Source organism: Arthrobacter sp. Soil_C_49 (genome assembly GCF_057656635.1).
Genome location: NZ_JBDGJZ010000008.1, coordinates 72746 through 85202, shown reverse-complemented (window position 1 = coordinate 85202; position 12457 = coordinate 72746). Strand labels below are relative to the sequence as shown.

Annotated in this window: 13 protein-coding genes; 8 read left to right on the top strand and 5 right to left on the bottom strand. The window is 65.5% G+C overall.

Annotation, left to right across the window (positions count from 1 at the left end; translation table 11 throughout):
- The first annotated feature begins 175 nt into the window (after nucleotides 1–175).
- The gene (locus AC3A4Z_RS14100; protein ID WP_498712216.1) at nucleotides 176–2299 is read left to right on the top strand and encodes an alpha/beta fold hydrolase; all 2124 of its coding nucleotides are present in this window, start codon (nucleotides 176–178) and stop codon (nucleotides 2297–2299) included.
- A 302-nt stretch (nucleotides 2300–2601) separates the two neighbouring features.
- Here AC3A4Z_RS14100 and AC3A4Z_RS14095 read toward each other — a convergent pair whose 3' ends face one another.
- Nucleotides 2602–4062: an amino acid permease gene (locus AC3A4Z_RS14095; protein WP_493971188.1), complete on the bottom strand. Its 1461-nt coding sequence runs from the start codon at nucleotides 4060–4062 to the stop codon at nucleotides 2602–2604.
- A gap of 228 nt (nucleotides 4063–4290) precedes the next feature.
- Between AC3A4Z_RS14095 and AC3A4Z_RS14090 the strand changes: the two genes are divergently transcribed.
- From AC3A4Z_RS14090 to AC3A4Z_RS14070, 5 genes are all read left to right on the top strand, one after another.
- Entirely contained in the window at nucleotides 4291–4800 is a 510-nt protein-coding gene (locus AC3A4Z_RS14090) for an amino-acid N-acetyltransferase (protein ID WP_050056715.1), read from the top strand.
- Between the two features lie 293 nt (nucleotides 4801–5093).
- Nucleotides 5094–6095, top strand: coding sequence for a dihydroxyacetone kinase subunit DhaK (gene dhaK, locus AC3A4Z_RS14085; protein WP_498712213.1), 1002 nt, complete (start codon nucleotides 5094–5096; stop codon nucleotides 6093–6095).
- 2 nt (nucleotides 6096–6097) lie between these two features.
- Entirely contained in the window at nucleotides 6098–6730 is a 633-nt protein-coding gene (gene dhaL / locus AC3A4Z_RS14080; RefSeq protein ID WP_498712211.1) for a dihydroxyacetone kinase subunit DhaL, read from the top strand.
- A complete protein-coding gene (gene dhaM / locus AC3A4Z_RS14075) occupies nucleotides 6727–7422 on the top strand; it encodes a dihydroxyacetone kinase phosphoryl donor subunit DhaM (RefSeq protein ID WP_498712210.1) in 696 nt (231 codons plus the stop codon). The genes dhaL and dhaM overlap by 4 nt, the downstream gene beginning before the upstream one ends.
- Before the next feature lie 89 nt (nucleotides 7423–7511).
- Complete coding sequence (locus tag AC3A4Z_RS14070) at nucleotides 7512–7688, top strand: hypothetical protein (protein WP_498712208.1); 177 nt, start codon at nucleotides 7512–7514, stop codon at nucleotides 7686–7688.
- A gap of 2 nt (nucleotides 7689–7690) precedes the next feature.
- Here the strand turns inward: AC3A4Z_RS14070 and AC3A4Z_RS14065 are convergent, their stop codons facing one another.
- Together AC3A4Z_RS14065 and AC3A4Z_RS14060 are read right to left on the bottom strand one after the other, a co-directional pair.
- A complete protein-coding gene (locus AC3A4Z_RS14065; protein WP_498712206.1) occupies nucleotides 7691–8182 on the bottom strand; it encodes a hypothetical protein in 492 nt (163 codons plus the stop codon).
- A 95-nt stretch (nucleotides 8183–8277) separates the two neighbouring features.
- Nucleotides 8278–9096 carry an HhH-GPD family protein gene (locus tag AC3A4Z_RS14060; RefSeq protein ID WP_498712204.1) on the bottom strand — a complete coding sequence of 273 codons (819 nt, stop codon included), beginning with the start codon at nucleotides 9094–9096 and terminating at the stop codon, nucleotides 8278–8280.
- Nucleotides 9097–9400: 304 nt separating this feature from the next.
- On the opposite strand from AC3A4Z_RS14060, the gene AC3A4Z_RS14055 reads away from it, so the two are divergent.
- A complete protein-coding gene (locus AC3A4Z_RS14055) occupies nucleotides 9401–10087 on the top strand; it encodes a hypothetical protein (protein ID WP_498712202.1) in 687 nt (228 codons plus the stop codon).
- Nucleotides 10088–10164: 77 nt separating this feature from the next.
- On the opposite strand, the gene disA is transcribed toward AC3A4Z_RS14055, so the two are convergent.
- Together disA and AC3A4Z_RS14045 are read right to left on the bottom strand one after the other, a co-directional pair.
- Entirely contained in the window at nucleotides 10165–11241 is a 1077-nt protein-coding gene (disA, locus tag AC3A4Z_RS14050) for a DNA integrity scanning diadenylate cyclase DisA (RefSeq protein WP_498712199.1), read from the bottom strand.
- A gap of 262 nt (nucleotides 11242–11503) precedes the next feature.
- A complete protein-coding gene (locus AC3A4Z_RS14045; protein ID WP_498712197.1) occupies nucleotides 11504–12043 on the bottom strand; it encodes a pentapeptide repeat-containing protein in 540 nt (179 codons plus the stop codon).
- Between AC3A4Z_RS14045 and AC3A4Z_RS14040 the strand changes: the two genes are divergently transcribed.
- Nucleotides 12027–12362 (top strand): hypothetical protein, encoded by a 336-nt coding sequence (locus AC3A4Z_RS14040; protein WP_498712196.1) that lies wholly within the window; start codon nucleotides 12027–12029, stop codon nucleotides 12360–12362. The two genes, AC3A4Z_RS14045 and AC3A4Z_RS14040, sit on opposite strands and share 17 nt — an antisense overlap.
- The last annotated feature ends 95 nt before the right edge of the window (nucleotides 12363–12457 follow it).

The following is a 12457-nucleotide window of genomic DNA, read 5'->3' as shown; positions in this document are numbered from 1 at the left end:
CGTTCGCTCCCGGGTCGGGTTCGGCGCTTTGATCCGGCTGGGTTCGCTCCCGGCACCTCGTGGGGGAGGCGGCTGTGGGGAATCCCCCGGTGCCGGGCCGCGCTTGGCTACGGAGACAAACCCAAGTGAGCGTGGCGGTTGTGACGGGAAGCACAACTCGGGTTGAATCGGGGGCATGGCTAACTTGGAACCGGCGATCCCGGATGAGCGACCTTTGACTCCTTTTCACGATCTTGACCATTACCTCGCCATTCCGCGGGTGAGCGGGCTGGCATTGAGCCCGGACGGCACGCGGCTGGTCACTACCGTGGCCACCCTGAATGGCAAAGGCACCGAATATGCCACAGCGTTGTGGGAGCTTGATCCTGCCGGGCAGAAGCAGGCGCGCCGGATTACCCGCAGCGCCAAGGGCGAGGCCGGGGCGGCGTTCGCAGCCAACGGCGACGTCTACTTCACCTCCGCGCGGCCGGACCCCGAAAGCCCCGAGGGCGATCCCGTCAACGCCCTCTGGCTGCTGCCGGCCGGCGGCGGCGAGGCCCGCGTGGTGCTCAACCGGCCCGGCGGTGTGGCCTCGGTACTGACTGCCAGGAACGCTGACGCAACCTTCGTGGTGGCGGAAGTACTCGCCGGTTCGGCGGACGAGGCAGACGACGGCGAACGCCGCAAAGCGCGCAAGGACAACAAAGTCTCGGCCATCCTGCACAGCGAATATCCGGTGCGGTACTGGGACGCGGACCTGGGGCCCGGGCAGCCGCGGCTCTTCGCCGTCGAGCCCGGAAAAGAGCAGGAACCCGGGAAGCCCGCCACCGTGGACGCCGCCGCCCCGCTGGCAATGCGGAACCTCACCCCGGACGCGGGACCACGGCTGCGCGAAGCCGAGACCTCTGTCAGCCCCGACGGCCGGACCATCTACACGAGCTACACCAGGCCGCTGGCAAAGGCAGACAGCCGCTCCATCCTGGTGGCAGTTGACGCAGCATCCGGAACCACCAAGATACTCCTGGACCACGAGGGCATGAGCTACTTCCCGGGCCCCGTCAGCCCGGACGGAAACACCCTGGTGGTGGTCAGCGAGAGCGACAGCACCCCCCACCAGGCTCCCCAGGTCAAACTGCACCTCCTGGACGTAGCCGACGAGTCGGAGCCCGGAACGGCCCGGCTGACACCCCTCGCGCACGACTGGGACCGCTGGGCCAAGCCCGCAGCCTGGCTGCCGGATGGTTCCGCCCTCCTGGTCACAGCGGACGACGACGGCGCGTCGCCAGTTTTCCGGATCAGCGTTCCGGCTGCTGCCGCTGAGGTGGGCGTTTCCCGGGTGACGCAGGACCCGGCGGCCTACACCGACGTCGTAATTTCACCCGACGGGCGCCACGCCTATGCGCTCCGCAGTTCGTACGAGTTCCCGCCCGAGGCGGTGCGCATTGACCTGCAGACCGGGGAAACGACGCGCCTGCCTGCCCCTGCGGACCGTCCCGTCCGCTCCGGCAGGCTTGAACGGATCGCGGCCACAGCGGCTGACGGTACACGCGTTCCGGCCTACCTGGCGCTGCCCCAGGGGGCCTCCGCGGAGTGCCCGGCTCCGATGCTCCTGTGGATCCACGGCGGCCCGCTGGGCTCCTGGAATGCCTGGACCTGGCGCTGGAACCCCTGGCTGCTCACCGCCAAGGGCTACGCTGTGCTCCTGCCGGACCCTGCACTCTCTACCGGTTACGGCCAGAACTACATCCAGCGCGGGTGGGGTGCCTGGGGCAAGACGCCGTTCACCGATCTCATGGCGGTAACTGATGCCGCCGTGGTCCGGCCCGATATCGACGCAGAACGCACCGCCGCCATGGGCGGCTCCTTCGGCGGCTACATGGCCAACTGGGTCGCCGGCCAGACCGACAGGTTCAAGGCCGTGGTGACCCATGCCAGCCTTTGGGCGCTGGACCAGTTCGGTCCCACCACGGACGCCTCCCAATACTGGCTCAAGGAAATGACCGAAGAGATGGCGCGGGAGAACTCGCCGCACCAACACGTCGAAAAAATCAGCACCCCCATGCTCGTGATCCACGGCGACAAGGACTACCGCGTCCCGATCGGCGAGGGGCTGAGGCTTTGGTACGAACTGCTGTCCAAGTCCCAGCTCGCCGCCGACCAGGACGGCCGCACCCCGCACCGCTTCCTATACTTCCCCGACGAGAACCACTGGGTGCTGCGGCCGCAGCATACGAAGGTCTGGTACGGGGTCGTAGAACACTTCCTGGCCCGGAACGTCCTGGACCAGGATGCACCTCTTCCTTCCGAGCTGGGTCTCTAGCAGCGCTTACTCCGGTGCCGCTTCTGGCGTTCTGAGTGCCCCTCCCGGCTGGGTCCGGCCCGGAGGCTGGGACATTTCCCGCGTGCTGCTCCTTCATCCCCACTGGTTCCCTGGCCTCGCAAGCTCGGCCAGGGAACCCTGCCAGTGTGGGCCCTCATGCAAGCTACGTAAATGTCCCAGCCTCCTTCACCTCGTCCTGGCGTCGTTTAGAACAGGGGCTGAGTCACCGCCCTCGCGCCTCTCGTCCACAGTTGGCTGGGCACACAATGGGTTCCGGGCGGTGCGGCCCCCTTCAGTTGGGGTTAGGGGGCGTCTTCCGTATCCACCAGGACCTTGGGTTCGCGGGTTTCTTTCTTTCCTCGGCCGTGTTTGAAGTGGAAGTAGGCGTAGCAGGCTGCTACGAAGGGGATTCCGAAGTACAGGGCTGTTGCTTGGGTGGGGTCGAAGCCTATTCCTATCAGGGAGATGACGCAGAGGATAAACGCGGCTATGGGCAGCAGCGGGAAGAGCGGCGCCCGGTAGGGGAGCGACGTTGGGTCGCCGCCTGCGCGCAGGAAATTCCGGCGGTGGAAGAAATGGGCCGCCGTGATGGACATCCAGACGCCCACCGTTGCGAAACCGGCAACGGAGACCAGGACCAGGTAGACGGTGGTCGGTGCCACTACGCTGCTGATCAGTGACGCCAGGCCGCCCAGCATGCTCACGCACAGGGCAAGCAGGGGGATGCCGCGCTTTGTGAGTTTTTGCAGGGCCTTGGGGGCATGGCCTTCATCCGCCAGGGAGAAAAGCATCCGGGCGCAGGAAAACAGGCCGCAGTTCCCGGCCGACAAAAGGGCAGTGATGATGACGAAATTCATGACGTCGGCGGCGTAGGGAATGCCAAGCTGCGAGAAGACCGTGACAAAGGGGCTTTGTTCCAGGGACGTTTCCTCGTACGGCACCGTACCGGCGATAACAGCGATGGCGCCAACAAAGAAAATCATCAGGCGGATAACGGTGGTCCGCATCGCCTTTGGAATATTGACGGCGGGGTTGGCCGTTTCCCCTGCCGCCACACCAATCAGTTCGGACCCGGAGAATGCGTAGAAGACAGCAAGCGTGGTGATCAGGACGCCGGTAATTCCGTTGGGAAACAGACCCTGCGGTGTATTGAGGTTTTCACCCAGGAGCGGGTAGCCATTCTCAGCCAGCGGATGAAAGCCGAGCAACGCCGCCCCGCCCAGGACAATGAGTCCAATGACGGCGGCCACCTTTATCAGCGCGAACCAGAACTCCGATTCACCAAAGACGCGGGAAGAGATCGCATTGAGCGTAAACAGCACGGCCGCAAAAACGAGGCACCAGACCCACACGTCCACCTGCGGGAACCAGCGCTGCATCAAAAGCCCGGCCGCGGTGAACTCCGAACCCAGGGCAACCGCCCAGCAGAGCCAGTAAAGCCAGGCGGTGGCAAAGCCGGTGGCGGGACCTATGGACCTGGCTGCGTAGATGTGGAAGGCACCGGACACCGGGTACGCCACCGCCAGCTCACCCAGGCACGCCATCACCATGTACACCACCACGGCGCCGAGGAGATAGGCGATGATCGCTCCCAGCGGCCCCGCCTGCGCGATGGTGTAGCCGGAACTGAGGAACAGGCCGGACCCTATGACACCTCCCATGGCGATCATCACCAGGTGGCGGGCCTCCATGGACCGCCGAAGGCCCTGTTTCTCGTCTTGCGCTAATGGTTCATCGGTCAGCGTGGGGGAGCCTATGGCCATTTTTCCTCCGGGTCGTGCGGCTGCACCTTTAAGGTGACGTGGATAACATCCGCAACACTGGTTGTTGCCAGCCCGCGTCCGCAAACGCCGCCGGATGTGAACTGCTAACTCTTCGCTATCAGCCCCGCTTCTCCCAGCCGAGGGCAAGCAAATCTTCATCTCATCCGCCGTATGACGAAATCAGGTAGCTGCAGCCGTGTGGCCAATTGCGGCAACTAGGATTGCTCTGTGACTGACTCCTTCCATATCCGCCCAGCCCGCACCAGCGACGTGTCCGCTATCAAGAAACTTGTTGCGCCGCTGGCTGAGCAACGGATTCTGATGGCCAAGGAAACAGTGGCGTATTACGAGAGCCTGCAGGAGTTCCGCATCGCCGAGGCGGACAACGGCGACGTGATCGGCTGCGGAGCGCTCCACGTGATGTGGGAAGACCTGGCCGAGGTGCGCACCTTGGCTGCTTCCGAAGACTGGCGCGGGCGCGGTGTTGGCCACGTACTGGTGGAGAGCCTGCTTGAGGAAGCCCGTGCATTGGGAGTGGCACGCGTCTTTTGCCTGACCTTCGAAGTGGACTTCTTCAAGCGCCACGGCTTTGAAGTCATGGCAGACCAGTCCGCCGTTGACCCCACCGTTTACTCGGAGCTGCTCCGGTCCCATGACGAAGGTGTGGCGGAGTTCCTGGATCTCGCGCGGGTGAAGCCGAACACCCTTGGCAACACCCGGATGATCAAGTTCCTCTGACGAGACTGCTCGCCGGAAGTACCCGCTGAACCCAACTCAGGGAAGCTACCCTGGCCCGCCGAGCCACCCTCCCGTCAGGTAAAAACAACTATTGCATCCATCTGACCAGCTTTGTTTTAATCGATTTGATGGATAAACTGACTGTGGCCGGGTTGGGGGGCCCAGGGAAAGGGACAGTCATTGGGGGCTGTCCCTTTTCTGTACCTCGGCGGGTCCGCACCCTACCGCCCCGCCGCCTGCCGGTAGTAGGGTCGGAAATGTCACCCTCCAGGAACCATGCCAGGAGCAACGCCATGAAAAAGCTCATCAACGATCCAAAGACGGTAGTTGAGGAATCAGTGCAGGGTTTCGGCCAGGCGCACGCAGACCTTGTAAACGTCAGTTCAGATCCCACGTACATCACACGCAAGGACGCGCCGGTCAATGGGAAAGTAGGACTCGTCTCGGGTGGCGGCAGCGGCCACGAACCGCTGCACGCCGGCTTCGTGGGCAGGGGCATGCTCGACGCCGCCGTCCCGGGGGCTGTGTTCACCTCGCCCACGCCGGACCAGATCCTCCCGGCGACGCTCGCCGTCAACTCAGGTGCCGGCGTCGTGCACATCGTTAAGAACTACACCGGTGACGTACTGAACTTTGAAACCGCAGCGGAACTTTCCGAGGCTGAGGGCGTGAACGTACGGACTGTCCTGGTCAACGACGACGTGGCCGTGGAGGACTCGCTGTACACGGCGGGCCGCCGCGGCGTGGGCGGAACGGTGTTGGTGGAGAAGATCGCCGGTGCTGCAGCCGAACGGGGTGACGATCTGGATGCGGTGGCCGCGATCGGAGAACGGGTCAACAGCAACGTCCGCACCATGGGTGTGGCACTGTCTGCCTGCACCGTCCCGCACGCGGGCTCGCCAAGCTTCGACCTGGCCGAGGACGAAATCGAGATCGGCATTGGGATCCATGGCGAGCCCGGCCGGCACCGCATCCCCATGGAGAATGCTGACGGGATCACCGACCGGCTGCTGGAACCGGTGCTGTCCGATCTGGAGATCACCTCCGGAGACAAGGTGCTGTTGTTCGTCAACGGCATGGGCGGCACTCCGCTGAGCGAGTTGTACATTGTGTACCGGCGGGCCGCGCAGGTGCTCGCAAGCCGCGGTGCCGCCATCGAGCGCTCCCTGGTGGGCAACTACATCACCGCGCTGGAAATGCAGGGCTGCTCCATCTCCGTGCTGAGGCTCGACGACGAAATGACGGAACTGTGGGACGCGCCGGTACACACTGCAGCACTGCGTTGGGGCGTGTAGCCGTGGTCCTGGATGTCAACTGGACGGTGAAGTGGCTGACGCTGTGCGCGCAGGCCATGGCGGAGCACCGGGTGGAGCTGATCGAGCTGGACCGGGCCATCGGGGATTCGGACCACGGCGAGAACATGGACCGCGGGTTCCAGGCAGTGCTGGACAAGCTGGCTGAATCACCACCCGAAACCCCGGGTGCGGCCTTGAAGCTCACGGCAATGACCCTGATGTCCAAGGTGGGCGGCGCTGCCGGACCGCTGTACGGCACGGCATTCCTGCGCGCGGCAACGTCACTGGGCGACGCCGCAGAGATCGATCCCGCCGCCTGGGCCGGCGCCCTCACCGCGGCCCGGGACGGGATCGTGGCCCGCGGGAAAGCGGAACCGGGGGACAAAACCATGGTGGATGCCTGGACACCGGCGGCCGAAGCAGCAGGCCATGCGGCCGCAAACGGCAGCACGGATCCGTTGACCGTCCTGGTTGCCGCCGCCGAGGCCGCGGAGGCGGGGGCGGTGGCCACCGATCCGCTGGTGGCACGGAAAGGGCGGGCCAGCTACCTCGGGGAGCGGAGCGCTGGCCATCGCGATCCCGGTGCGGCTTCCAGCGCCCTCATCATGCGCGCTGCGGCGAAGGCGGCTGCGTGACCGTCAGCATCGTGGTGGTTTCCCATAGTGAAAAGATTGCCGACGGCGCCGCGGAACTTGCCGCGCAAATGGCGCCTGACGTCGTGATCCTGCCAGCCGGCGGCACCACCGATGGACGGATCGGCACCAGCCTGGAGAAGGTGATGGCCGCGCTGGACAACGTGCCCAACGGCGGTGGTGCGGTGATCCTCACCGATCTGGGCTCGGCCGTGATGACCGCGGAATCGGCGCTGGAATTCGTAGAAAACCCCGCCGGGGTGGTGCTGGCGGACGCGCCCCTGGTGGAAGGTCTCGTGGCCGCAGCGGTGGCGGCCCAGGGCGGCGGGGACGTACAGGCGGTCAAGCGGGCAGCGGAAGGCGTCCGCGGCCCGGTCCGGCACCCCGAAAACCCTGCAGTCCAGGAGGTGGCGGAAGGTTCCGTCACCGGGTCCGGCCCGGACTTCACCGGCGACTTCGAGCTCATCAACCAGGCAGGCATGCATGCGCGGCCGGCGGCCAAAATCGCCGGCGGCCTCTCGTCCCTGGACGCCGAAGTCCAGGTCAACGGCGTGGACGCCACCTCCATGACCGCGCTGATGACCCTGGCGGCGGGCAAGGGATCCGTACTGCATATCGAAGCCTGGGGCGTGGATGCCGAACGCGCCGTGAACTACGTCGGCGGGCTGGTGCAGGCGGGCTTCGGCGAGCCGTAGGCCCGTCGGGAGTGCCTGAACAACCCGAATGACGGCCCGGCGGTGTGTTCGCACCGCCGGAGCGGACTCCTGCGAATATGCTCGATGCCATGGAACGGCTCGACCTCGAAGACAACACCCCGGAAATTGCAGTGCTGGAGGGGCAGATATCCGTCGAGGAACTCCTCGCCGACCTGGGCTTTGAGTGGTTGCCGGAAGAGGCGGCCGGAGCCGGCGGCCCCGCGTCTTCCGAAGAGGACAACTTCGGCCAGCCTGCCCTGTTCTAGGGTCAGATCTTTTCCCGCAGTCCCTCGGCGTCCAGCAGCACGGACGCAGAAATGAACCTGCCGCACTGCTCCCCGAAGGGATAGTCGCCCCGCGGCCGGAAATCCAGCGTCCGGACGGGCAGGGGTGATCCGTCAGGGGCCGTTCCGGAAGCCGTAACTGTCATGGGGGATTCCGTCAGGGTTTCCAGGAACAGTGCGGCAATCTTCGTCCCGTCCGGCGACGCTGTGGCGGAGCAGACGCCCTCCGGTGTGCAGCCCTGGTCGATCGACGCGCTGCCGGGGCGCAGCTCTACATCTTCTTCCTTGCACTGCCCGTCCTGGCAGGCCAACAGGTGCAGCTTCTCCACCTGCGGCGCGTAGCCGGCGGCGACGGTGACCGAAACAGCGGTGGCCTGGGCGATGGCCGGGCAGGGGACCGCGCCGGGACCGGGCCCGCACGCAGTGGCCAGTCCCGCCGTCGTAACCAGCGCCAAAAGCAGCCCGCGCTTGCCCATACTTCAGCGTAAAGCCGGGGACGGCGCCTGCCTCCGGTCAGCGGCGAAGTGATGCAAACATCGTTATGGTGGCCACGGCGTGGTTCAGGATGGGTCTATGCGGGGAGCCGGTATCCGCCGTGGTGGACTTCGGCCAGGCCGTCGGCCAGCAGCCCTGCCAGTGCCCGCTCGAGCTGCTCGGGGGCGGAGTTGAACCGGTGCAGGGCCGCAAGGGGCACGCCGATACCCTCCGGCGCGAAACCCAGGTCCGCCGGCTCCCGCTGGAACATCTCCGCAGGCACCGGCGCATCAGCCACCCGCAGCACGGCCATCACGGCTCCGCGCACCTGGCGGTCAGTGCCGTGCCACGCCTGTCCCTTGGGAATGTACGACGGCGGCGGCTCACCAGCGGCCCGCCAGGCACAGGAGTCCCGGACCGGGCAGTCGCCGCACCTGGGCGCGCGGGCTGTGCACACCAGCGCCCCGAGCTCCATTACTGCGGCGTTCCAGCGGACTGACGTGCCGTCGTCGTCCGGGAGGAGCTGCGCGGCGAGCCGCATCTCCGCGGCCGTAAGTGCCGGCGCCGGAAGTGCAGTACCGGAGATCAACCGGGCGTGGACCCGCCTGATGTTGGTGTCCACTACGGTTTCGCGGCGACCGTAGGCGAAGGCCGCCACCGCCGCGGCCGTGTAACTGCCCACGCCGGGCAACGCCAGCAGTTCGGCGTAGTTGTCCGGAACCTTGCCGCCGTGCTCTTCGACGATGGCAACTGCTGCCGCGTGCAGCCGCAGGGCCCTGCGCGGATAACCCAGCCGGCCCCAGGAGCGCACAGCCTCGCCCGCAGGCTCGCCTGCCAGGCCGGCCGGAGTGGGCCAGCGCTTCAGCCATTCGTGCCAGACCGGCAGCACCCGGACCACCGGGGTTTGCTGCAGCATGATCTCACTGACCAGCACACCCCAGGCGGAACAGGCAGGCTCGCGCCAGGGCAGTTCGCGGGCAATGCCGGCGAACCAGGTGTTGATCCGGGTGTGCAGATCCTGCAGTTCCGGCCCGGTGGGGAAACGGGCAGGAGCAGCGGTGATTAGGGCTTCAGTGTCGATCCCAACACTGTAATGGATCAGTTTCCGGAGCCCGTAACTGGAATGAGCCCCCGCCGCTTGGCTGGATGTGACCAGAGCGATGGGCCTGCGGGCGGCGTGGTGGCCGGGCAGATCCGCGGCCGTTCTCTAGCCTAGAAGGATGGGCGGGCAAGGCGAATCATCACGCGGCAGGACAACGGCATCCGGATCGAGCACGGTCCGCAAGCCGAGCCCTGCCGTATACCGCCGGCGCCGGCTGTTCCTGGGTGCGGCCTTGCTGCTGGTGATCGCACTGGTGGTGGGCGGCCTCTCCCTCGCCGGCGCCTTCAACGGCAGCTCTGAGCAGGCCTCATCCACAGACCCGGCCGCCGGCGCAACCGCGTCCGCTGACCCGTCCAGCCAGGCGTCGCCGTCGTCCTCTGCTCCGGCGCCCACCCCCACGCCGTCACCCACCCCCGCGTGCAACCAGAACCTGGTGACCGTAGCGGCTTCGACGGACAAGGCGGCCTACGGCCCCGAGGAAAACCCGATGCTGACGCTCAAGGTGACCAACGGCGGCACGATGCCCTGCGAGGTGAACATCGGAACCTCGCAGATGGAATTCCTGGTGACCAGCGGCGCGGACCGGATCTTCTCGTCCAGGGATTGCCAGGCGAAGAGCGAGGACCTGGTGAAAACCATTGCGCCGGGGGCCAGCGAAACCGCAAACTTCCCGTGGCTGCGCAACCGTTCTGTTGAAGGCTGCCAGCCCGTGGAAGCCAAGCCGGGAGGCGGCGGCGCGTACTACATCTTCACAGCCAAGCTCGGTTCCAAAGCCAGCCCGAAGGCTGTCTTCCAGCTGAACTGACGGACTTCCTCCAAACGTCTGCTCCGTAACTGCCCTTTTGGCCGCTCAAAACGGCAGTTACCCGGCAGCCGATTGGTTTAGAGGAAACGGTCCAGCAGGCTTGCTTCCGCCATCCGGCTAAGGCCCTCGCGCACGGTCCGGGCGCGCTGATCGCCGATGCCGTCCACGGTCATGAGGTCGTCGATGGTGGCTGCCATCAGGAACTGCAGGCCGCCGAAGTGGTCCACCAGGCGGTCCGCAACAGCCTTCGGAACTGCTTTCAGGCCAGACAGCAGACGGTAGCCCCGTGGCTGCACCACGGCATCCAGGTTTGCTTCGCCGCCGGCAAACCCCACGATGCCGGAGATTTTGCCGAGGTCGATCAGCTCTGTGGGGCCGAGGTTCACCAGTTCGCTGACGGCATTTTCGATGTCCTCGGCGGAGGCGTTGGGGCTGGCGTAGTCGCGGATGATCACGTCGCTTCCGGGACCGCGTCCTACCGTGAGCTCGTCCAGCTGGAGCGACAGGAGCCGGCCGTCCTCGCCAAGTTCCAAAACGTACTGGGAAATTTCCTCCGAGATGCGGCGGACCATTTCCTGCCGCTGGAGGGTGACGGCGACATCCCGGACAGTGACCATCGCTTCGATTTCCAGGGCGGACAACGAGCTGGTGACCTGGTCCAGGCGGGAGCGGTAGCGTTCCAGGGTGGCGAGGGCCTGGTTGGCGCGCGCGAGGACCTTTTCGGATCCTTCCAGGACGTGCCGCAGGCCGTTGACGTAGAGGGCGATGATCTGCATGGACTGGCTGACAGAGATAACGGGCACGCCGGTCTGGATGGCCACGCGTTCGGCGGTGCGGTGGCGGGTGCCGGATTCCTGGGTTTCGATGCTGGAATCGGGGACGAGCTGGACGGCTGCGCGGAGGATGTTGCCGGCGTCCTTGTCGCAGATGATGGCGCCGTCCATCTTGGCGAGCTCACGGAGCCGGGTAGGGGAGAAGTCGATGCCGATATCGAATCCACCGGAACAGATGGATTCGATGGTCCTGTCCATGCCCAGGACTATTAACGCGCCGGTCCGGCCCCTCAGGATCCGCTCCAGCCCGTCCCGAAGGGGGGTTCCGGGTGCCACTCTGGCCAGGGTTGCCCTGAGAGATTCTTCGGGGCTCCGCGCCATTAAGTGTGTCCCTTCAAAGGTGCGGGCCGGACGCCCGCAGGAATGCCGGTTTCAGGTTCCGCCGGCAGGATCAAAAAATGCTCATTTTCCCGCAAGCTCAATGATAGGGGCAAGAGAGCGCACTTCCGCACGGGCAAGCCCTAAAGTGCCTCGTTAGGGGGTGGCTGGAACACGGACAAAAAGGGTTCGACGGCGGGGAGCCGGGGGTGCATTTTTTGGATTTCTCCAGCACCTCCCGGCTGCCTCGCTTGATATCGCACCATCAGCGCCAGTGCGAAGGGCTTGCCTGGTCAGCAGGCAAAAGCGTACGCACGTCACCGCGCGCAGCATTGATCTGCGGTTGGGTCAAGTACAGGGCCCGGGACAGGTCCGCGCCTTGGAGTTTCGCGTTCCTGAGATCCGCCCCCAGTAGGTCCACGGCCGTCAAATCGCAGCCGCGAAGGTCGGAAGCAATGAGGTAGCTGCCCCTGAGATCAGCTCCGCACAGCCGGCGGGACCGCAAGTCCTTTCCGATGAGATCGGCGCCCGGCCTAAGTTCCGGGTCCTGGTCATCCCCCGTGGCGAAGTAGGACGCTCGAACTTCTTCGCTGACGGCCATCAACAGCGACCTTACTTCGGCGTGCAGCTCCTGGACGTCCAGTGCCAGCAGCTCGTCCGGCCCACCGCCGAACACCTTTTCGATGGTGCCGCTGTACCGGGCAGCGTCCCGGGAGGCCTCAGGATCGAAACAGCGCCCCTGTGCCTCTGCCAGGTACCAGAGCATCTCGTGCAGTTGCCTGGCAACCTTGAAAGCTGAAGACATCTTTTCCTTTGTGGCGGGTCGCTCCAGCCAGCTTTCCCCGCCGAAGAGATCCTGGGACACCCGCTGGCCTGCACCAAAGCAGTCAAACACTGTGCAGCCATGGAATCCCCTGGCCCGCAAGCTGTGGTGGATGGTGCAGGAAAAGTCTGCGGCGAGGTTGCTGCACGGGGTTCCTGCCGGTTTGTCTACGGCGAAATCGGCAGACCGGCTGAACCCGAAGGCTGTACAGCAAAGGGCAAAACAGTTGGCGCAGTCAGGACGGAGCGCCTGCCGGTCCGAGGCGGACGGCGTGCAGGGCGATGAAGGTTTAAACATGTGATCTTCCAGGCATAGGGGTTCGAAGTGGCTGCAGTAAAGGGGAACCGGGGTTCCCCAAAATGGGCGCACATAATCACCACTCCTGCGGGGAGGAGC